The following is a 20,341-nucleotide window of genomic DNA, read 5'->3' on the forward strand; positions in this document are numbered from 1 at the left end:
GATGCCTTTGATTTCGCGTTTCATCCTTCTGCTGGGAGTGCTGCTGGTCAGCGCCTGCGCCCAGCAAGCCCCGGCCTTCGTGCCGCCGTCCGAGCGACCGGTGGCAGCCAATGAAAAGCCCTGGCCGAAAAACCACGTGCTGGGCATTGCCTACCACGACGTCGAAGACCGTGATCCCGATCAGGCGGTGGTGGCGGTGCGCACCGAGCGGCTGCTCGAACAGCTCGCCTGGCTGCGCGAGAACAACTACAAACCGGTGACGGTCGATCAGATCATGGCCGCACGCAAAGGTGGGCCGGAGCTGCCGCCCAAGGCGATCCTGCTCAGTTTCGACGACGGTTACTCAAGCTTCTACACACGTGTGCTGCCGGTGTTGCGCGCCTACAACTGGCATGCGCTGCTGGCGCCGGTCGGCACCTGGATCGATACGCCGCTGAACCAGCCGGTGGACTTCGCTGGCACGCCGCGTCCGCGCTCGGACTTCCTGACCTGGGCTCAGGTGCGGGAAATCTCGCAATCGGGCCTGGTGGAAATCGCCGCCCACACCGACGCCAGTCACAAAGGCATCCTCGCCAACCCGCAAGGCAACCTGCAGCCGGCGGCCGCGACCCGACGCTACGATCCAGTGAGCAAACGCTACGAATCCGAAGCCGATTTCCAGGCGCGGATCCGCGCCGACGTGCAGGCGATCTCGGAGAAGATCCGCAAGAACACCGGGAAGAAACCGCGCGTCTGGGTCTGGCCTTACGGCACGGCGGACGGCACGTCGCTGACGGTGGTGAGTGAGGAGGGCTATGAAATGGCCCTGACCCTCGATGACGGCCTCGATGCTCTCGACAACCTGATGAGCGGGCCGCGTTTCCTGGTCGCCTCCGACCCTGACGGCGAGCACTTCGCCAACAGCGTGGTCGGCGTGCAATCGGATTTCACCATGCGCGTGGTGCACGTGGATCTGGACAACGTCTACGACCCGGACCCGGCGCAGCAGGAAATCAACCTCGGCAAACTGATCCAGCGCATGGCCGACATGGGCGCCAATACCGTGTTCCTGCAAGCCTTCGCCGATCCGAAGGGCGATGGCCTGGTGCATTCGCTGTACTTCCCCAACCGTCATCTGCCGATGCGCGCCGACCTGTTCGACCGTGTCGCCTGGCAATTGCGCACCCGGGCTCACGTAAAGGTCTTTGCCTGGATGCCGGTGCTGAGTTTCGAGCTGGATTCGAAGTTGCCACGGGTGACGCGCTGGGATCCGAAGACGGGTACGAGCGCTGTCGACCCGGATCAATACAAACGCCTGTCGCCGTTCGATCCCGAAGTGCGGCGGATCATCGGCGAGATCTACGAAGACGTGGCACGCCTGACTTCGGTCGACGGTGTCCTCTACCACGATGATGCGGTGCTTTCGGACTTCGAAGACGCCGGCCCTCAGGCGCTGAAGACCTATGTCGCCAACGGCCTGCCGGGCTCGATCGCCGCTCTGCGTGACGATCCAGCGGCGATGCAGCGCTGGACGCGCTTCAAGAGCCGCTACCTGATCGACTTCACCAACGAGCTGACCGCCAAGGTACGCGCGATTCGTGGCCCGCAAGTGCTCACCGCACGCAACATCTTCGCCGAGCCGGTGCTCAATCCGCACAGCGAAGCGTGGTTTGCGCAGAACCTCGACGACTTCCTCGGGACTTACGACTGGACGGCGCCGATGGCCATGCCGCTCATGGAAAAACAGACCTATGCGCAGTCCGGCCTGTGGCTCGAAGAACTGGTGGCGAAGATCAAACAGCGCCCCGGGGCGCTGGATCGCACGGTGTTCGAACTGCAGGCCCGGGACTGGACGAAAAAGGACCAGGCCGACATCGACGGCGCGCAACTGGCCGACTGGATGAGCCGCCTCAAACGTCAGGGCGCCACCAGCTTTGGCTACTACCCGGACAACTTTCTCGAGAACATGCCTGACCTGAAAACGGTGCGGCCTGCGCTCTCAAACAAATGGAACCCATGACATGCTGGATAGATTGCTGGCCCTGCTTGTTCTGGCGCTCGTCCTCGGCGTTCCGCTGGGGCTGATCTTCCTGGTCACCGGGCAATTTCTGATGGACTTCGTGTTCTTCTACCCGCTGTTCATGTCCGGGTTGTGGATTTCCGGTGGTCTGTATTTCTGGCTGCACTGGGAACGGCACTGGCCGTGGAAGGACGACACCCTGCCGCCACCGCTGGAAGGCGAACCGCTGATTTCGATCCTGATCCCTTGCTACAACGAGGGCGACAACGCCGCCGACACCATCCACGCGGCGCTGGCGCAGCACTACCCGAACATCGAAGTCATCGCGATCAACGACGGCTCCAAGGACAACACCGCCGAAGTGCTGGATGCGCTGGCCAAGGAAGACCCGCGGCTGCGCGTGCTGCACCTGGCGGAAAACCAGGGCAAGGCCGTGGCCCTGCGCATGGGCGCCATCGCGGCGCGCAGCGAATATCTGGTGTGCATCGACGGTGATGCGCTGCTGGCGCCGAATACCGCCGCTTACCTCGTCGCGCCGATGCTCGACAACGCACGACTGGGTGCGGTGACCGGCAACCCACGGATCCGCACGCGTTCAACCTTGGTCGGGCGGGTGCAGGTCGGTGAGTTCTCGTCGATCATCGGGCTGATCAAGCGCACCCAGCGGGTGTTCGGGCGGATCTTCACCGTGTCGGGGGTGATCGTCGCGTTCCGCCGCACGGCGCTGAACCGGGTCGGCTACTGGAGCCCGGACATGATCACCGAAGACATCGACATCAGCTGGAAGCTGCAACTGGATCACTGGAGCATCTTCTACGAGCCCCGTGCCCTGTGCTGGATCCTGATGCCGGAAACCCTGCGCGGTCTGTGGAAGCAGCGCCTGCGCTGGGCCCAGGGCGGTGCCGAGGTGCTGTTCAAGAACATTCGCGGGATCTGGCAGTACCGTCACCGTTACCTGTGGCCGCTGCTGTTCGAATACTGCCTGTCGACCGGCTGGGCGTTCACCTTCCTGTTGTCGGTGATCTTCTGGGCCGTCGGCAAGTTCGTGGTCATGCCTGAGGCGATTGCGGTCGATCACCTGATGCCGCCAGCCTTCACCGGTTTGCTGCTGGCCTTTGTCTGCCTGGTGCAGTTCGCGGTCAGCATCGTCATCGACCGGCGTTATGAGCCGGGCCTGGGCAGGACCATGTTCTGGGTGGTGTGGTATCCGATCGCGTTCTGGCTCGTCAGCCTGCTGACCACGCTGGTCAGTTTCCCCAAAGTCTTGTTCGGCCAACACCAGAAACGTGCGCGCTGGATCAGTCCCGACCGGGGAATCAAGCCGCTCGGGGACGATGAAGAGGAGGTTATCAAATGAAAATCATCCGGACCCGGCAACGACCGTTTCTGGTGCTGCTCGATGCGTTCTTCACCGTGCTGGCGTGGATCGGCCTGCTGTATCTGCTGGTACGCGGTCTGTGGCCGCTGATTGATACTCACGAAGGCGGGCCACGCCTCGACAACTCGGCGTTCGAAGCCCTCGGCACCTTGCAGATTTATCTGTGGGTGGCGGTGGTCAACGCGGTGATCCTGATCGGCTGGGCGCGCTATCAGCAACGCAAGAGCCGAAGCTTCGCCCAGCGCCGGTTGCCCTCCCCGGTGGTCGACGATGAGGGACTGAGCCGCAGCTTCAAACTGAATGACGACCGCTTTCAGAAGCTGCGCGGGCCGGGCGTGATGACCATCCACAACGATCAGGACGGCGATGTCAGTCATGTGGTGCCGCATCTGTGGCCGGCTCAGCCGCAAGAGCTGCCGCCACCGCTGGCGCCGCTGGAGCGTCCTCGGGTGATCTTCCTGGGCGCCGAGGACGACGACAACCGCGAGCCGTTGAACCGGATCACCTGACGGCGCGAATCAGCCGCCAGGCTTCATCCATCGGCAGTGGTTGTTTCATGCGTTCGGCCAGCAGCGCCATCGCCCGCTCCTGCTCACAGGCGATCGCCGCCACCACCACGCCCTTGCTCCCGAACAGCCCGATAAACGGCGGCTGTTCGGGTTCGCCGATAAATTCGACTTCGTCCCACCGCTCGGCGTGACCGAGGTAGTCGTAGTTACGGCCGAAATGCCAGGTCCAGAAATACGGCACATCGAGGTAATGCTCATCGCCACCGAGCAGGTTGGCGGCGGCGATCCGCGCGTGCTGCTGGGCCAGGCGCCAGTGTTCGATACGTTGAGGTTTGCCGTTCAACGGGAAGGTGGCGATATCGCCAATCGCCCACAGGCTCTCGGTGACGCGCAGGCTGGCATCGACCAACAGTGATTGATCGTCCTCGCGCGGCAGATCGCCGAACACTTCGGTGGCCGGGTGCACGCCGATTCCCGCCAACACCAGATCCGCCGACAGGCGCAGGCCATTGTCGAGCAACACCGCCTCGACCTTGCCGTCGCCGGTGATCTCCCTGGCTTCGTGATCAGTGATGAATTTCACGCCGTTTTCTTCATGGAGTGCCCGGATCGCCTTGCCGACGGCTTCACCGAATTGCGCCGCGAACGGAGTTGCGTGACGCGCCAGCACCGTCACCTCGAGACCTTGCTGGCGCAGGGCCGAAGCGCATTCAAGGGCAATGAAGCTGTCACCGATGATCACCGCGCGCTGTCCCGGTTGAGCAGCGTCCATGATGGATTGCGCCTGGGCTTTTGAGCGCAGGACAAACACCTGGGGCAGGTCGGCGCCGGGTAGTTCCAGCGCGTTGGGCGTTGCGCCGGTGGCCAGCACCGCCGCGTCGTAATGCAGTGTGCGGCCATCGCTCAGGTGAAGAGTCTTGGCTTCGGTATCGAGCCCGCTGACCTCGCCTGAAACACGGTTGATGTGCTGCTCGCGGTAAAAGACCTCATCGCGCAGCGGCGGGGTTTCCGCCGCCGGCATTTCCCCGGACAGCACGAATTTGCTCAGCACCGTTCGGTCGTAGCCGGCGTCCGGCTCGCGGTCGATCAGCACGATCCGCCCGCCGAAGCCTTTTTCCCGCAGGGCGGCAGCGCAGGCCGTTCCCCCGGCACCGGCGCCGACGATGACAAAGGTGCGCGGATCGTCCTGCGGCGGGGTGTGCGGATCCGGCAGCGGCTGGTCATCGACCCACACCTCGTCGCCGCGCAGTTCCAGCGGATAGCGCTTGAGGCTGTCCAGTGCCGGAGGCTCGCACAGCGCGCCATCTTCGGCACGAAAAGCTGCCTTGTGCCACGGGCAGATCAGCCGGCCGTGGCACAACGCACCTTCCGCCAACGGCGCGCCGGCGTGCGGGCATTGCCCCTGAAAGGCGCGCAATTGGCCGGCAACGCGTAGCAGAACAATCTTGCAGTCGCCGATCTTTACCTCCAGGCCACGGTCTTCAGGCACATCGGCGAAACGGGCGACACGGTGCAGGGTCATGGTCGTGCTCCTCACAGGCATTTCTCTTACGAGTTTGGGCCGCATTGCGAGGTTCAGCCATTTGCCACTGCCACGGCACGAACGGTACGGCTATAGTTTGCAGGCCGACGAAGGCCCAACTGCACAAGGTGCTCCCGGAATGACCCGATTGACCTCTCTCAACCCTTGGCTGGCGGCCGTTGCCGTCGCCCTTTGCGTGCAGTTTCCGGCGCAGGCCCAGGAGCGTTTCACCCTCAGCATTCCCGGTGTGTCGGATAACCGTCTGTTCACCTCGGCGGCGGCCAGCGATGCGGCCGGTTGCGGCGGCAAGAACCAGTCGCCGGCCCTGAGCTGGAATGCCGGCCCGGCCGGAACCCTGAGCTACGCCATCGTCATGCACGATCCGGACGGCCAGAAAGGTTCGGGTGTCGATCACTGGATTCACTACGGGATCAAGGCCACGACCCGGCAGATTGCGGCCGGTGTCGGCGCCAAATCGGCCCTCGAAGGCGTCGGTGGCACCAACAGCAAAGGCACCACCAGCTACATCGGCCCCTGCCCACCGGTGGGCGACAGCGCGCACCACTACATCATCCAGATCTACGCTCTGGATCTGGCCCCGGACGCCTTGCCCGCCGGCCTGACCCGCGCCCAGCTGATGGAAAAGATCAAAGGCCACGTGCTGCGCAACAGCAGTGCGGTGCGGCGTTATCACCGCTGAAAAAAAATTTCGGCGAGGTTTAACCCGAACTGACAGGGCTGCCCGTCTCAGGGGATGAATGGATCAATTCTTCCCCGAGGTCAGCCCCCATGTCCCTTCCTTCCACGCTTCTGCGCCCCCTTGCTGCCAGTGTGTTGCTGGTGGTTGCCGGTTGCGGTGTTTCTTCCAGCCCGGAAACCACCGTCGCGCCGCCTCCGGCGCAGACCGAGCTGAAATCCTCCGTGCAGTCCGAAGCGATGATGGCCGATAGCGCGATGGCCAAACGCAGTGTACGGGCAGCGCCGATCGCCAGTTTTGCACCGCTGCCGGCCGCTGAAAGTTATCCACAAGGCTATCGCGACGAGCAGCGCGAGCAGTACGCCAACCTGGCCGACAACCCGATCCACAGCGTCGCCGAAACTCCTGTCTCGACCTTCAGTGCCGACGTCGACACCGGCGCCTACGCCAATGTGCGGCGCCTGCTCAATCAGGGTCGACTGCCGCCGGAAGGCGCGGTGCGGCTGGAAGAGATGGTCAATTACTTTCCCTACGATTATGCGCTGCCGAGCGATGGCTCGCCCTTCGGCGTGACGACCGAACTGGCTGCCTCACCGTGGAACCCGCACACCCGCTTGCTGCGTATCGGCATCAAGGCGTCCGACCGCGCGGTGGCGGAACTGGCCCCGGCCAATCTGGTGTTTCTGGTGGATGTGTCCGGCTCGATGGACCGCCGCGAAGGCTTGCCACTGGTCAAAAGCACCCTGAAATTACTGGTCGATCAATTGCGCGAGCAGGATCGGGTATCGCTGGTGGTGTATGCCGGCGAATCCAGAGTGGTGTTGGAGCCGACTTCCGGACGGGAAAAGGCGAAAATTCGCACAGCCATCGAGCGATTGACCGCCGGCGGCTCGACTGCGGGCGCTTCAGGCATCGAACTGGCTTATCAGATGGCGCAACAGGCGTTCATCCCCAAAGGCATCAACCGCATCCTGTTGGCCACCGACGGTGACTTCAATGTCGGCATCAGCGACTTCGACAGTCTGCAACAAATGGCTGTGGATAAACGCAAGACCGGGATTTCCCTGACCACCCTGGGTTTCGGTGTGGATAACTACAATGAACACCTGATGGAACAACTGGCCGATGCCGGTGACGGCAACTACGCCTACATCGACAACCTGCGCGAAGCGCGCAAGGTGCTGGTGGATCAACTCGGTTCGACCCTCGCCGTGGTGGCGAAAAACGTCAAGTTGCAGGTCGAGTTCAACCCGGCGCAGGTCAGCGAGTACCGGCTGCTCGGTTACGAGAACCGCGCGTTGAAGCGTGAGGATTTCAGCAATGACAAGGTCGATGCCGGTGAAATCGGTGCAGGCCATACGGTGACGGCGTTGTATGAAATTGTCCCGACAGGCGAGAAGGGCTGGCTGGAACCGCTGCGTTACGGAAAAACCGATGCAGTGGTTTCCGAGAAGAAAGGAGAATTGGCCATGCTGCGTGTGCGATATCAAAGGCCTGAGGGTGGGAAAAGTCTGCTGATCGAGCGGCCGATTGCCAGTCAGGTTGCACCGGCCAGTGAAGACCTGCGCTTTGCTGCCGCCGTCGCCGCGTTTTCCCAGCAACTCAAGGACGGTCGCTACACCGGCGATTTCAGCCTCAAGGACACCGAAGCCCTGGCCCGCGGTGCCCGTGGCGATGACCGCTTCGGCCTGCGCAACGAGTTCGTGCAGCTGGTGGAACTTGCGCAGAGCCTGCGTACCTCCACTGCCTCCAACGGAATGTCCACTGAGCGACGGATTGAATAGTGAGCCGCCTCAAAGGCTTTATCACACAGCTGTTTGCTTCCGCCGACAGCCTTGAGGCCAGCAGCGACGAATCGCTGCTGGCCCGTTATCGCGAGGGTGACGGCAAGGCGTTCGAGATCCTGTACGCCCGCCATCGGCAGAGTCTTTACCGGTTTCTGCTCGGTTTGAGCGGCAAACCGGAACTGGCCGACGAGGTTTTCCAGGAGACCTGGCTGAGCCTGATCCGCAGTAGCAGTCAGCCACAAGGCCGGGCGACCTTTCGTACGTGGTTGTTCCAGATTGCCCGCAATCGCCTGATTGACCACTGGCGCAAGCACGGAGCCCGACAACCGCTGCATGACAGCTACGACGAGCAATTCCACGCCGTCAGCGACGACGCCTCCGATCCCGAACAACTGCTCAACCTCAGCCGCGACAGCCAGCGCCTGGAGAGCGCCCTGCAATCCTTGCCCGCCGACCAGCGCGAAGTGTTCCTGCTGCGCGCCCACGGCGACCTCGACCTGGCGCAAATCGCCAGCCTCACCGGAACACCGCTGGATACCGTCAAGAGCCGCTTGCGCTACGCCCAGCAAAAACTGCGTCGGCTGCTGGCCGAGGAGGTACTGACATGACGGACGCCCGCCCGACACCCGAAGAGCAATTGCTCAAGCACGTGCGCGAACAGCACAACGCCGAGCCGCCGGCGCATCTCGATGCGCTGATCCTCAACGCCGCCCGTCATGAAACCCCGGCACCACGGCAGAGCCTGTGGCAACGCTGGCTCAAGGCCTGCCAGCAACCGCGCTATCAGGTGGCTTTTGCCAGTCTGGTCGGCATCGCGCTGATGCTGTCGCTGGTGCAACGCGTGCCGGAGCCCGTTGCTCAATACGATTTCGCCCCTGCTGCCAAACCGGCCGCGCCTGTGGTCCGTCAGGAGGCCCGATCATTGTCGGCGCCCGCCGGCGCGCTTTCCGCGCCTGCACCCGCAATGGCTCCCGCGCCAATGGCGGAAATGGCTGCACCGATGCAGAGCGAATCGATCAGCGCCGACACGGCGGACGACGCCAAGGTCAGCAAGCGCGCCGCCGCCCCGGTCAACGGTCTTGACGCGCAACTGCGTGAAGTCCTGCGCCTGCGCGAGTCCGGCCAGTCGCAAGCGGCCGACAGCCTGTTCAACAACTTGCACAAGCGCTATCCGAACGTGAATCTCGATCTGCGACTGGAAAAAATCCGCAAGAACTGACCGTATCAGCCATCCGCCATTTGGCATTGACCCGCAAAAACGCGCACTATCGGGTCATTGCCGATGCGCTGGAGGATGCCGTGGCCCAAAAAATCGACCGCATCGCCCAAATGCTCAACTGCCCGGTGAAGGGGGAGGAACTGCGGCGGGCAGTGACGGAGAGTCGTAAGGAGTTTCTTCTGGCCAAGCAGGCCGAAGAGGATCTGGAGGAAGGCGTTCTCGATGATGAGTTGATCGAGGACGAAGAAGACGATGATGAATATGACGAGTTTGACTGGACGACGGAGTGAGTCGCCAGTCGGCAGCCACAAAAAAGCCCCGGACCATCACAGTCCGGGGCTTTCTCGTTTAAATCAATGGCGCACCAGGCGGGATTCGAACCCACGACCCCTGCCTTCGGAGGGCAGTACTCTATCCAGCTGAGCTACTGGTGCAGCGGGCGACATCATACCTAGGTCGGCTCGGGGCGTCCATGCCGGGTTTTGGTGCGTATTGTCAGTTCGCGTGTCGGTTGAAAAGCACTGCATTCCATAAAGCTGTAACGTCCTGCAAAAGGCTCGCTTGGCGCTTTTGAGAGGCTGTTCTATGGTTTCCCTGCGACCCGAGCTGTTGGTACGTTGATCTGAAATGTTCAGCAATTGCGGCGTTTTTGTTCTTTTTTTCGAACGCCCTATTGTCCTTCAACCCCTTTGAACCTAGGATTCGTTTGAGATTTCAAACGCTCCTTATCCAGGTGCTGAGCCGCACGCGTTTTGAGTCGTGCGCTATTGATGTGCCAGCCCGGTGAATGATTTCCCTGACGGCAGCCTTGCGAGGCGCCTTTATACAATCATAATTTTGCTCCGCGCCTTGCGCGGTGCTGTTAAGGAAAGCCGACATGCAGCTTAAAGACACCCAGTTGTTCCGCCAGCAAGCCTTCATCGATGGCGCATGGGTCGACGCGGACAACGGTCAGACGATCAAGGTCAACAACCCGGCCACCGGCGAGATTCTGGGCACCGTACCGAAGATGGGCGCTGCCGAAACCCGCCGTGCCATCGAAGCCGCCGACAAGGCGCTGCCGGCCTGGCGTGCACTGACCGCCAAGGAGCGTGCAGGCAAGCTGCGTCGCTGGTTCGAACTGATGATCGAGCACCAGGACGACCTCGCTCGCCTGATGACCCTCGAGCAGGGCAAGCCACTGGCCGAAGCCAAGGGCGAAATCGTTTACGCCGCTTCGTTCATCGAGTGGTTCGCCGAAGAAGCCAAGCGCATCTACGGCGACGTGATTCCGGGCCACCAGCCGGACAAGCGCCTGATCGTGATCAAGCAACCGATCGGCGTTACCGCTGCCATCACCCCGTGGAACTTCCCGGCGGCGATGATCACTCGTAAAGCAGGTCCGGCGCTGGCCGCCGGTTGCACCATGGTGCTCAAGCCTGCTTCGCAAACCCCGTTCTCTGCATTTGCCTTGGCCGAACTGGCCCAGCGCGCCGGCATCCCTAAAGGCGTGTTCAGCGTGGTGTCCGGCAGCGCCGGCGACATCGGCAGCGAGCTGACCAGCAACCCGATCGTGCGCAAACTGTCCTTCACCGGCTCGACCGAAATCGGCCGTCAGCTGATGTCGGAATGCGCCAAGGACATCAAGAAAGTCTCCCTGGAACTGGGCGGCAACGCGCCATTCATCGTGTTCGACGACGCGGACCTGGATAAGGCCGTCGAAGGCGCGATCATTTCCAAGTACCGCAACAACGGCCAGACCTGCGTCTGCGCCAACCGTCTGTACATTCAGGATTCGGTCTACGATGCGTTCGCCGAGAAGCTGAAAGTGGCAGTCGCCAAGCTGAAGATCGGCAACGGTCTGGAAGAAGGCACCACCACGGGTCCGCTGATCGACGAGAAAGCCGTGGCCAAGGTGCAAGAGCATATCGCTGACGCGGTGAGCAAAGGCGCGACCGTTCTGGCCGGTGGCAAGCCGATGGAAGGCAACTTCTTCGAACCGACCATCCTGACCAACGTGCCGAAAGACGCGGCGGTGGCCAAGGAAGAAACTTTCGGTCCGTTGGCGCCGCTGTTCCGCTTCAAAGACGAAGCCGACGTGATCGCGATGTCGAACGACACCGAGTTCGGTCTGGCCTCGTACTTCTACGCTCGCGACCTGGGCCGTGTGTTCCGTGTGGCGGAAGCCCTGGAGTACGGCATGGTCGGCGTCAACACCGGGCTGATCTCCAACGAAGTCGCGCCGTTCGGCGGCATCAAGGCCTCGGGCCTGGGCCGTGAAGGCTCCAAGTACGGCATCGAAGATTACCTGGAAATCAAATACCTCTGCCTGGGCATCTAAGCCTCGGTAGAAGATCGCTGTAAACGCAAAGGGCACGAGAGCGCTGTCCCTTTGCGTCGTTTCAAACCGGAATTTTCTCTGCGGCCGGGAACGCCGTGGCAGTCGATCATCGCATGCTGCCACCGCCGATTCCTCCCGCTTTATCCTTGAACCGCGCCGCCCGATGAGCGGCGAATGAGGACTGTAATGAGCAAGACTAACGCTGAACTGATGGCCCGTCGTACCGCAGCTGTTCCACGGGGTGTTGGCCAGATTCACCCGATCTTCGCCGAGTCCGCGAAGAACGCGACCGTAACCGACGTTGAAGGGCGTGAATTCATCGACTTCGCTGGCGGTATCGCTGTACTGAACACCGGCCACGTGCACCCGAAAATCATCGCCGCCGTGACCGAGCAGCTGAACAAGCTGACTCACACCTGCTTCCAGGTTCTGGCTTATGAGCCGTACGTTGAGCTGTGCGAGAAAATCAACGCTCGCGTACCGGGCGACTTCGCCAAGAAAACCCTGCTGGTGACCACCGGTTCCGAAGCCGTTGAAAACGCCGTGAAGATCGCTCGTGCTGCCACTGGCCGCGCTGGCGTGATCGCCTTCACCGGCGCTTACCACGGTCGCACCATGATGACCCTGGGCCTGACCGGTAAAGTCGTGCCTTACTCGGCCGGCATGGGCCTGATGCCAGGCGGCATCTTCCGCGCGCTGTACCCGAACGAACTGCACGGCGTGAGCATCGACGACTCGATCGCTTCCATCGAACGCATCTTCAAGAACGACGCAGAGCCGAAAGACATCGCCGCGATCATCATCGAGCCTGTGCAGGGTGAAGGTGGTTTCTACGTCGCACCGAAAGAATTCATGAAGCGCCTGCGCGCTCTTTGCGACCAGCACGGCATTCTGCTGATCGCTGACGAAGTGCAGACCGGCGCTGGCCGTACCGGCACCTTCTTCGCCATGGAACAGATGGGCGTTGCTGCCGACCTGACCACCTTCGCCAAATCCATCGCTGGCGGCTTCCCGCTGGCCGGTGTGTGCGGCAAGGCCGAATACATGGACGCCATCGCGCCAGGCGGCCTGGGCGGCACCTACGCCGGTAGCCCGATCGCTTGCGCCGCGGCCCTGGCCGTGATGGAAGTGTTCGAAGAAGAAAAACTGCTGGACCGCTGCAAGGCTGTCGGCGAGCGTCTGGTCACCGGCCTGAAAGCCATCCAGGCCAAGTACCCGGTGATCGGTGAAGTCCGTGCCCTGGGCGCGATGATTGCCGTCGAGCTGTTCGAAAACGGCGACAGCCACAAGCCAAACCCGACCGCCGTCGCGGCTGTCGTGGCCAAGGCGCGTGACAAGGGCCTGATCCTGCTGTCCTGCGGCACCTACGGCAACGTGCTGCGCGTCCTGGTACCGCTGACCTCGCCGGACGAGCAACTGGACAAAGGTCTGGCGATCATCGAAGAGTGCTTCTCGGAGCTGTAATCCGTAGCACCGTGTGATCGGATCGACAAAAAACCCGCTTCGGCGGGTTTTTTCATGCCCGGGAAACACCTGCGCGGTTTTCAGGTTGTACCGAAACGCCAGCATTGGCTAAGGTTCAAGCATTGCAAGGGAGGGCGAGCATGACGGCCGTCGATTTACCCGCTGTACCGAGAGTCCTGATTGCCGAGGCCGACCCGTGGTCTCGTGACCTGCTCAAACAAGTGTTGCTGAATGTGCGCTGCGATGCGCGGCTGGACTTGTGCGCCGATGGCCAGGAGGCAATGACGCTGCTCAGCGAAGTGCCCTATGACCTGGCGATCGTCGACTGGGAGTTGCCGGGCGTCGATGGCTTGAGCGTGTTGCGCAGCGTCCGCCAGCGCAAACGCAATCCGCCGCTGCCCTTCATTCTGATGAGCAGCCGCAACGACAGCGCCAGCGTGCGCGAAGCCTTGCCGCTGGCGCCGACCGCCTACCTGGCCAAACCCCTGAACATGGAAAGCCTGACCGAGCGTTTGCAGGGGCTGCTGCTGAACGCCGGCGAAGAAGTGTTCTGTGAAGTACCCGCACTGGCGCCGGGCATGACGCTGTCGGTATTCCTCGAACGTCGCCGCGAGCAGGCCGACGGCGCACCGCTGATGACTGACGTGCAGGTGGCGGTCAAACGCAGCCTCAACCCCAACGGCCTGGACCTGAAGCTGCTGGAAGAGGAAATCCGCACCGATCCGCAGATCACCGCCGTGTTGATCGCCGCCGCCAACAGCGCCGCTCAGCATCATGGCGCGCCAGTGCAGACTCTGGCGCAGGCGCTGCATCGACTGGGCACCGGGCAGAGCATGAACCTGATTCTTGGCCTGGCACTCAAGCGCAGTGCCCGACTCAGCGACCCGTGTCTGGCCGACTACGCCGAGCGCTATTGGGGCCTGTCACTGCACACCGCCGAGTACGCCCGCACCTTGGCGCGGCTGCTCGATCTGGATCAGGAGCGCTGCTACTGCGCCGGCATGCTCCATCGCCTCGGCGATCTGGCGTTGCTGCGTTGTCTGCAGGAATGGAAGCAGGCCGGCGGCGAGTTGGACGAGCTGGAGGAAGTCGGCGATGCGCTGGCCGAATTCGGTGCGGCCTATGGTTCGGCGTTGCGTACTCGCTGGCGTCTGCCGCTGGAGTTGCGCGAGCTGATTGCCTCGGTCTACCAGCTCGGGGGCGGGGTGTACTCCCGCGAGGCGCTGGTGATGAACATGGCGGCGCAAATGGCCCGTCTGACCGAGCATGAAGGCGTCGAGGAGCTGGCCAAGAGCCGTACAGCGCGGTTGCTCAAGATCGGCTTGCCGGAGCTGATGCGGATGCGCAAGTAACCAGTGGGAGCGGGCTTGCCCGCGATGGCGTCGGCAATGCCAATAATTTTATTGAATGCTGCTGGCCTCATCGTCGGATCGCCGCCCGGACCAAGCCCGCTCCCACAGGGTTGTGTGTCGAGTCGAAAATCCGGGTTCAGGCGGAAATGATCCGGTTCTTGCCCTGCCGCTTGGCCTCGTACATTGCCGCGTCCGCACGGGCGAACAGGGTGTCGAGGCTTTCGTCTTCCGGGGTGAGGCTGGTCAGGCCCTGGCTGACGGTGATGCCGAACGTTTGTTCACCGTAATTGAAACTCAGCCGCTGAATTTCCCGTTGCAGCCGCTCGGCCACCTGCATGGCCATGTCCGGCGCACAGCCCGGGAAAACCGCAGCAAACTCTTCACCGCCAATCCGCCCGAACAGGTCGCCCCGGCGTAATGAGGCACGACCGCATTCGGCGATCCGTTGCAGCACGTTGTCGCCTTCGGGGTGGCCGTAGGTGTCGTTGATCACTTTGAAGTCATCGATGTCCAGCAGCAGGAGCGCCATTTGCGCGCCTTGCAGGCGGGCTTGTTCAAATTCCCGGTGGGCGCATTCGAAGAAGTGCCGGCGATTGCTGCTCTGGGTCAGCACGTCGGTGGTGGCCAGGCGTTGCAGCTCGGTTTCCATTTGCTTCTTGTCGGTGATGTCTTCGGCGATGCCGACGATGATCACCGGTTGCCCCGGTTCGTCCTGACGGTTGATGAAGCACTTGTCGCTGATCCAGCGTACCTGGCCGTCGGCGGCGATGATCCGGTATTCGCGGTCTTCCACAGCGCCTTTGTGCAGCACTTCGGCGAGGCTGCGTTCGGCGTATTCCAGATCGTCCGGGTAGATGCTGTCGCGCCACTGGTTGTAGTCGGCCAACAGCAGGGCGGCGGAGCGGCCGAAGATCCGCTCGTAAGCAGGGCTGACGTAAAGCACCTGCCGGGTTTCCCAGTTGAAGGCCCAAAGCACGGCATTGACGCTGACCAGCAGCGAGCTGAACAGCTGCTCGCGTTCGCTCAGGCGGGCGACTTCGCCCTGGGCATGCATCAATGCCATCAGGGTTTGCGCGGCCTCGGGCCACTGGGGAGGGGATGATTGATTTTGATTGTTGTTGACCATCGACACGAATCTCAAAGGGCGTGTCGATCTATCGACAACGGCCACGGGAAAACCCGCCGGGGGTGGCGAAGTGTCTTTGAGATAGGGGATCGAGGGTGAAGTTCCGAAGGGTGCGCCCGGGAACCGGGCGCACCGATCAACGGCACTCAGGCGGCGACAGGGCGCAGCGAGTAGGTTTTCAACTGGTTGGCGAATTCACGCAGGGACTGGATGCCGCTGGCCTCGGCCTCGTGGACCCATTCCTTGATGGCGGCGAGCATGTCGTGGCCATTCGCGCTGGTCTTGACCCAGATCTGCTGCAGGGCCAGGCGTTTCTCGTAGATTACCTTCAGCGCCTGGCTGTGCTCGAGCATGTTCTGGATGCGCGCGTGGTGGCGATCTTCCAGCAGACTGGTTTCCCGCGAGAGCAGGCGTTTGGCCCGGTGGAACTGGTGGCGTACCGAATGATCGACCTTGGCCAGTTCCTGCTTGACCAGCGGGCCGATCACCAGCTTGCGGTACTGGGCCATGATCTGGAAGCGGTTGTTGAGGATCGCCATGGCGGTGTCCATGTCCAGGCTGCCCTTGCCTTCGACGCGGTGGGCGATCGGGGCGACACGCTGGACCTTGGCCAGACGCAGGAAGCTGAAGATCTGGATCCACGCCCAGCCGAGGTCGAACTCCCACTTCTTGACCGACAGCTTGGCCGAGTTGGGGTAGGTGTGATGGTTGTTGTGCAGTTCTTCGCCGCCGATCAGGATGCCCCATGGCACCAGATTGGTCGCCGCGTCGCGGCATTCGAAGTTGCGGTAGCCGACGGCATGCCCGAGGCCGTTGACCACACCGGCCGCCCAGACCGGGATCCACATCATCTGGATCGCCCAGATGGTGATGCCGATGGTGCCGAACAGCAGCAGATCGACGACCGCCATGATCGCCACGCCCAGCAACCGGTAGCGGCTGTAAAGGTTGCGCTCGATCCAGTCTTCGGGGCAGTTCTTGCCGTAGATGCGCAGGGTTTCCGGGTTCTGTGCTTCTTCGCGGTACAGCTCTGCGCCTTTGCGCAGGACGGTGGACAGACCCTTGACGACCGGACTGTGCGGGTCGTCTTCGGTTTCGCATTTGGCGTGGTGTTTGCGGTGGATGGCAGTCCACTCGCGGGTGTTCTGCGCCGTGGTCAGCCACAGCCAGAAACGGAAGAAATGCTTCAGGCCGGCATTCAGCTCCAGGGAGCGATGGGCCGAGTAGCGGTGCAAGTAGACCGTGACGGCAACGATCGTCACGTGGGTCATCACCAGGGTGACGGCGACCAGCGACCAGGCCGACAAGCCAAGAAAACCTTCGTACCACATAGGCTATAGGGCCCTCGATAAAGAAAAAACAGCCGTTGCATTATCACCAAGCACACAGATAAAACCAGTCGCCCTTTCAGATAAGAGATGGCTGGATGTTTCTTGACCTATAATCCCGACATTTTTGTAGGGACATGGACGGCCGAATGTCTGCCACATACCGCGATGCTTTGCGTGCAGCGCTGCTTTACCTGGTCCTTGCCGTGGTCTGGCTGCAAGGCACTGGTTATTTATTGAACAGTTTCTTCGATAGCTCTGACGAGTTGCTGCGCTGGCAACTGATCAACGGCTACCTGTTCGTAGCGCTCAGCGCCGGGTTGATCTTCCTGGCCCGGGCGCGGTTGTTTGAGTGCCTGGGGATCGGTGCCCGCTTGCGTGAGCGCCAGGCGGATCGCGAACGCCTGCGTCAGGCCGCTGCGGTATTCGATTGCACCCGCGAAGGCGTGCTGGTCACGGACCGGCAGGGGCTGATCGTGCACGTCAATCGCGCGTTCATGGAAATCACCGGTTATCAGCGTGACGAAGTGATAGGTCAGCAGCCCAGCCTGTTCAAGTCCGGGCACCATCCGCCGGGGTTCTATCAGGCGATGTTCGCTTCTTTACAGGCGCGGGACGAATGGAGCGGCGAGATCTGGAACCGGCGCAAGAGTGGTGAAATCTACCCGCAATGGCAGACGATCCGGGTCATTCGTGACGATGACAACCGGCTCAGCCATTACGTCGCGGTGTTTTCCGACATCAGCGCAATCAAGGATTCCGAACACGAACTCAAGCACCTGGCCCACCACGATCCGCTGACCGACCTGCCCAACCGTCTGCTGTTCAGCGACCGCGCCGAACAGGCGCTGGCATCGGCGCAGACCCACAAGCGCGGCTGCGCGCTGCTGATGATCGATCTGGACCATTTCAAACTGATCAACGACAGCCTTGGCCACACTATCGGTGACCGTTTGCTCAAGGCGGTCGCCGCGCGTTTGCAGGCGTTGTTCGGGCCGGGCATCACCCTGGCGCGGCTGGGCGGCGATGAGTTCGCGGTCCTGCTGGAAAGTTGTCCACAACCGGCGCAGGCGGCAGCATTGGCTCAGCGCATTCTCGATGCGCTTAAAGAGCCGTTCTGCCTCGACGGCCATGAACTGTTCATCAACGCCAGCCTCGGCATCAGTCTGTTTCCCAGCGATGCGCTGAGCGCCGAACAACTGTTGCGCAACGCCGATGCGGCGCTGTTCAAGGCCAAAAGCAGCGGTCGCAACGGTTACGCGCTGTACACCGAAGAGCTTACGGCCCACGCCCAGCAGCGGGTCGAAATCGCCTTCGAATTACGTCGCGCGCTGGAGCAGCAGGAACTGCGGGTCTACTACCAACCGGTGCACGACCTGCAAACCAGTCGCCTGATCGGCGTCGAGGCGCTGGTGCGCTGGGAGCATCCGCAGCGAGGCCTGGTGTCGCCGGCGGAGTTCATCCCGATTGCCGAGCGCACCGGGCTGATCTCGGAAATCGACGCCTGGGTCATGCAGCAGGCCTGTCGGCAGATGTGCCAATGGCAGCAAGCCGGGGTGGTGCTGTCGTTTGTCGCGGTCAACGTGTCCTCGCGGTTGTTTGCCCGCCGCGAGTTGTATCAGCAGGTGGCGCAGGTGCTGCACGACACCGGCCTGGATCCGGCCTATCTGGAACTGGAGGTCACCGAAAGCGCGGTGATGGACGATCCGGAAGTCGCGCTGGAACAAATGCATCGTCTGCGCGAGCTGGGGATACGTCTGGCCATCGATGACTTCGGCACCGGGTATTCGTCGCTGCTGCGGCTCAAACGCCTGCCGGTGCAGAAGCTCAAGATCGACCAGGGTTTTGTTGCCGGACTGCCGTGGGACGAGGACGATGCGGCGATTGTCCGGGTGATCATCGCCCTGGCGCGCAGCATGGGCATGCAGGTGCATGCCGAGGGCATCGAGCAGGTGGAACAGGCGGCGTTCCTGCTGGGCCAGGCCTGTGATCTGGGGCAAGGCTACTGGTTTGGGCGGCCGGTTCCGGAAGCGCAAATCGACTGGAACCGGGCGCCCTTGATCGGTTGATGGCCGCGTAGGGCGGGTTTGTCAGTGAGCAAATCCGCCGCAAACCCTTGCTGCATCACATAATGTTTTCCAGTTATATAAACATTCTTAAATAGTCTTTTTAAGAATATCCGCGCCTCTCTTATATTGCTCCCACGCCGAACGCAGTGCCGCCCACTGCCAGGCATATCCCATACAAAGGAGCAGCACCATGAGCGCATCCCTGCGTAGCGTTGACGGTCAGGACGAAAGCACCATCTTGCGCGAAATCCAGAGCGCCTTGCGCGACCTGCGTTTCGGCGCGGTGGAAATCACTGTGCATAACGCCCAAGTGGTCCAGATCGAACGCAAAGAGAAATTCCGTCTGCAGCAACCGGGTAACAAACCGGCCTGATTCGTAGTCTGCGGCAGCTCCTGCGGGGAGCTGTTGGCAGAAGCTGCCACAGGCTGCGGTCGTTGAACGAGCAACCCGATTCCAGCAATCCATAAGAAAAAGCCACCACCAAGAATTCCAGGAGCTTTCACCATGTCGTCGATTCGCCGTTACGCTTTGGCCGCCCTGACCAGTGCTGTGTTTGCCGGTTCCGCGGTTGCCAAGGATTACGAACTGCTCAACGTGTCGTATGACCCGACGCGCGAGCTGTATCAGGATTACAACGCCGAGTTCGTGAAGTACTGGCAGTCGGAGCACGCCGGCGACACCGTGAAGATCCAGCAATCCCACGGCGGTTCGGGCAAGCAGGGCCGCGCGGTGATCGACGGTCTGCGCGCCGACGTCGTGACCCTGGCCCTGGCCGGCGACATCGACGAAATTGCCAAACTCGGCAAGACCCTGCCGGCCGACTGGCAGAAGCGTCTGCCGGACGCCAGCACTCCTTACACCTCGACCATCGTGTTCCTGGTGCGCAAGGGCAACCCGAAAGGCATCAAGGACTGGGGCGATCTGATCAAGAATGACGTCTCGGTGATCACCCCGAACCCGAAAACCTCCGGCGGTGCGCGCTGGAACTTCCTCGCCGCGTGGGCCTACGGCCTGAAAGCCAATGGCGGCAACGAAGCCAAAGCCAAGGAATACGTACAAACCCTGTTCAAACATGTACCGGTTCTGGACACCGGCGCCCGTGGCTCGACCATCACCTTCGTCAACAACGGTCAGGGTGACGTGTTGCTGGCCTGGGAAAACGAAGCCTTCCTGGCGCTGAAAGAAGACGGCGGCAAAGACAAGTTCGACATCGTCGTGCCTTCGCTGTCGATCCTTGCCGAACCACCGGTGGCCGTGGTCGACAAGAACGCCGAGAAGAAGGGCAACGAGCAGATCGCCGAAGCCTACCTCAAGCACCTGTACAGCCCGGCCGGCCAGGAAATCGCAGCGAAGAATTTCTACCGTCCGCGTGACAAGGACGTGGCGGCGAAGTACGCCCAGCAATTCCCTAAACTGGAGCTGGTGACCATCGACAAGGACTTCGGCGGCTGGAAAACCGCGCAGCCGAAATTCTTCAACGACGGAGGCGTGTTCGACCAGATCTATCAGGCGCAGTAATCTGAAATAGGTCATAAACGAGCCCCGATTTAACCGTCGGGGCTTTGCGCGT

The 20,341-nt window shown here is 61.9% G+C and carries 17 protein-coding genes and 1 tRNA gene; 14 read left to right on the forward strand and 4 right to left on the reverse strand.

Annotation, left to right across the window (positions count from 1 at the left end):
* The first annotated feature begins 1 nt into the window (after position 1).
* The 3 genes from pgaB to pgaD are packed head-to-tail and all read left to right on the forward strand — an operon-like array spanning position 2 to position 3,886.
* Positions 2-1,999: a poly-beta-1,6-N-acetyl-D-glucosamine N-deacetylase PgaB gene (gene pgaB, locus AWU82_RS24265; protein ID WP_064382683.1), complete on the forward strand. Its 1,998-nt coding sequence runs from the start codon at positions 2-4 to the stop codon at positions 1,997-1,999.
* Between the two features lies 1 nt (position 2,000).
* Positions 2,001-3,356 (forward strand): poly-beta-1,6-N-acetyl-D-glucosamine synthase, encoded by a 1,356-nt coding sequence (gene pgaC, locus AWU82_RS24270; protein ID WP_064382684.1) that lies wholly within the window; start codon positions 2,001-2,003, stop codon positions 3,354-3,356.
* Positions 3,353-3,886 carry a poly-beta-1,6-N-acetyl-D-glucosamine biosynthesis protein PgaD gene (pgaD, locus tag AWU82_RS24275; RefSeq protein ID WP_064382685.1) on the forward strand — a complete coding sequence of 178 codons (534 nt, stop codon included), beginning with the start codon at positions 3,353-3,355 and terminating at the stop codon, positions 3,884-3,886. The genes pgaC and pgaD overlap by 4 nt, the downstream gene beginning before the upstream one ends.
* Here pgaD and AWU82_RS24280 read toward each other — a convergent pair.
* On the reverse strand, positions 3,879-5,408 hold the full coding sequence (locus tag AWU82_RS24280) for an FAD-dependent oxidoreductase (protein WP_064382686.1): 1,530 nt from the start codon (positions 5,406-5,408) through the stop codon (positions 3,879-3,881). The two genes, pgaD and AWU82_RS24280, sit on opposite strands and share 8 nt — an antisense overlap.
* A gap of 139 nt (positions 5,409-5,547) precedes the next feature.
* Here AWU82_RS24280 and AWU82_RS24285 point away from each other — a divergent pair, with 139 nt between their 5' ends.
* The 5 genes from AWU82_RS24285 (at position 5,548) to AWU82_RS24305 (ending at position 9,401) form a co-directional block, all read left to right on the forward strand.
* A complete protein-coding gene (locus tag AWU82_RS24285) occupies positions 5,548-6,108 on the forward strand; it encodes a YbhB/YbcL family Raf kinase inhibitor-like protein (protein ID WP_064382687.1) in 561 nt (186 codons plus the stop codon).
* Positions 6,109-6,197: 89 nt separating this feature from the next.
* Positions 6,198-7,889: a vWA domain-containing protein gene (locus AWU82_RS24290; RefSeq protein ID WP_064382688.1), complete on the forward strand. Its 1,692-nt coding sequence runs from the start codon at positions 6,198-6,200 to the stop codon at positions 7,887-7,889.
* Positions 7,890-7,918: 29 nt separating this feature from the next.
* Positions 7,919-8,500 (forward strand): RNA polymerase sigma factor, encoded by a 582-nt coding sequence (locus AWU82_RS24295; RefSeq protein ID WP_223290703.1) that lies wholly within the window; start codon positions 7,919-7,921, stop codon positions 8,498-8,500.
* Positions 8,497-9,111 (forward strand): hypothetical protein, encoded by a 615-nt coding sequence (locus tag AWU82_RS24300; protein WP_064382690.1) that lies wholly within the window; start codon positions 8,497-8,499, stop codon positions 9,109-9,111. The genes AWU82_RS24295 and AWU82_RS24300 overlap by 4 nt, the downstream gene beginning before the upstream one ends.
* A 20-nt stretch (positions 9,112-9,131) precedes the next feature.
* Positions 9,132-9,401 carry a hypothetical protein gene (locus AWU82_RS24305; protein ID WP_223290656.1) on the forward strand — a complete coding sequence of 90 codons (270 nt, stop codon included), beginning with the start codon at positions 9,132-9,134 and terminating at the stop codon, positions 9,399-9,401.
* Positions 9,402-9,468: 67 nt separating this feature from the next.
* Here the strand turns inward: AWU82_RS24305 and AWU82_RS24310 are convergent.
* Positions 9,469-9,545: transfer RNA gene (locus tag AWU82_RS24310), tRNA-Arg, on the reverse strand.
* A 443-nt stretch (positions 9,546-9,988) separates the two neighbouring features.
* Here AWU82_RS24310 and gabD point away from each other — a divergent pair.
* From gabD to AWU82_RS24325, 3 genes are all read left to right on the forward strand, one after another.
* Positions 9,989-11,431, forward strand: coding sequence for an NADP-dependent succinate-semialdehyde dehydrogenase (gene gabD, locus AWU82_RS24315; RefSeq protein ID WP_064382691.1), 1,443 nt, complete (start codon positions 9,989-9,991; stop codon positions 11,429-11,431).
* 186 nt (positions 11,432-11,617) lie between these two features.
* Positions 11,618-12,895 (forward strand): 4-aminobutyrate--2-oxoglutarate transaminase, encoded by a 1,278-nt coding sequence (gene gabT / locus AWU82_RS24320; protein ID WP_007957613.1) that lies wholly within the window; start codon positions 11,618-11,620, stop codon positions 12,893-12,895.
* Between the two features lie 140 nt (positions 12,896-13,035).
* Complete coding sequence (locus AWU82_RS24325) at positions 13,036-14,247, forward strand: response regulator (protein WP_011331900.1); 1,212 nt, start codon at positions 13,036-13,038, stop codon at positions 14,245-14,247.
* A gap of 136 nt (positions 14,248-14,383) precedes the next feature.
* Here the strand turns inward: AWU82_RS24325 and AWU82_RS24330 are convergent, their stop codons facing one another.
* Positions 14,384-15,373, reverse strand: a complete 990-nt coding sequence (locus AWU82_RS24330; protein WP_064382692.1) for a GGDEF domain-containing protein — start codon at positions 15,371-15,373, stop codon at positions 14,384-14,386.
* 146 nt (positions 15,374-15,519) lie between these two features.
* Positions 15,520-16,704 carry a delta-9 fatty acid desaturase DesA gene (desA, locus tag AWU82_RS24335; protein WP_064382693.1) on the reverse strand — a complete coding sequence of 395 codons (1,185 nt, stop codon included), beginning with the start codon at positions 16,702-16,704 and terminating at the stop codon, positions 15,520-15,522.
* Between the two features lie 146 nt (positions 16,705-16,850).
* Here desA and dibA point away from each other — a divergent pair, with 146 nt between their 5' ends.
* From dibA to AWU82_RS24350, 3 genes are all read left to right on the forward strand, one after another.
* Positions 16,851-18,770, forward strand: coding sequence for a phosphodiesterase DibA (gene dibA / locus AWU82_RS24340; RefSeq protein WP_064382694.1), 1,920 nt, complete (start codon positions 16,851-16,853; stop codon positions 18,768-18,770).
* 190 nt (positions 18,771-18,960) lie between these two features.
* The gene (oscA, locus tag AWU82_RS24345) at positions 18,961-19,143 is read left to right on the forward strand and encodes a sulfur starvation response protein OscA (protein WP_007952821.1); all 183 of its coding nucleotides are present in this window, start codon (positions 18,961-18,963) and stop codon (positions 19,141-19,143) included.
* Positions 19,144-19,275: 132 nt separating this feature from the next.
* Positions 19,276-20,289, forward strand: coding sequence for a sulfate ABC transporter substrate-binding protein (locus tag AWU82_RS24350; RefSeq protein ID WP_064382695.1), 1,014 nt, complete (start codon positions 19,276-19,278; stop codon positions 20,287-20,289).
* Positions 20,290-20,341: the final 52 nt, after the last annotated feature.

This window comes from Pseudomonas glycinae (assembly GCF_001594225.2).
Lineage (GTDB): Bacteria > Pseudomonadota > Gammaproteobacteria > Pseudomonadales > Pseudomonadaceae > Aquipseudomonas > Aquipseudomonas glycinae.

Coding starts and splice junctions, on each gene's coding strand:
- AWU82_RS24285 (WP_064382687.1), top strand. CDS start 5,548: ATGACCCGATTGACCTCTCTCAACCCTTGGCTGGCGGCCGTTGCCGTC.
- AWU82_RS24350 (WP_064382695.1), top strand. CDS start 19,276: ATGTCGTCGATTCGCCGTTACGCTTTGGCCGCCCTGACCAGTGCTGTG.
- AWU82_RS24300 (WP_064382690.1), top strand. CDS start 8,497: ATGACGGACGCCCGCCCGACACCCGAAGAGCAATTGCTCAAGCACGTG.
- pgaD (WP_064382685.1), top strand. CDS start 3,353: ATGAAAATCATCCGGACCCGGCAACGACCGTTTCTGGTGCTGCTCGAT.
- AWU82_RS24330 (WP_064382692.1), bottom strand. CDS start 15,373: ATGGTCAACAACAATCAAAATCAATCATCCCCTCCCCAGTGGCCCGAG.
- desA (WP_064382693.1), bottom strand. CDS start 16,704: ATGTGGTACGAAGGTTTTCTTGGCTTGTCGGCCTGGTCGCTGGTCGCC.
- AWU82_RS24280 (WP_064382686.1), bottom strand. CDS start 5,408: ATGACCCTGCACCGTGTCGCCCGTTTCGCCGATGTGCCTGAAGACCGT.
- pgaB (WP_064382683.1), top strand. CDS start 2: ATGCCTTTGATTTCGCGTTTCATCCTTCTGCTGGGAGTGCTGCTGGTC.
- AWU82_RS24325 (WP_011331900.1), top strand. CDS start 13,036: ATGACGGCCGTCGATTTACCCGCTGTACCGAGAGTCCTGATTGCCGAG.
- oscA (WP_007952821.1), top strand. CDS start 18,961: ATGAGCGCATCCCTGCGTAGCGTTGACGGTCAGGACGAAAGCACCATC.
- gabD (WP_064382691.1), top strand. CDS start 9,989: ATGCAGCTTAAAGACACCCAGTTGTTCCGCCAGCAAGCCTTCATCGAT.
- pgaC (WP_064382684.1), top strand. CDS start 2,001: ATGCTGGATAGATTGCTGGCCCTGCTTGTTCTGGCGCTCGTCCTCGGC.
- AWU82_RS24290 (WP_064382688.1), top strand. CDS start 6,198: ATGTCCCTTCCTTCCACGCTTCTGCGCCCCCTTGCTGCCAGTGTGTTG.
- gabT (WP_007957613.1), top strand. CDS start 11,618: ATGAGCAAGACTAACGCTGAACTGATGGCCCGTCGTACCGCAGCTGTT.
- dibA (WP_064382694.1), top strand. CDS start 16,851: ATGTCTGCCACATACCGCGATGCTTTGCGTGCAGCGCTGCTTTACCTG.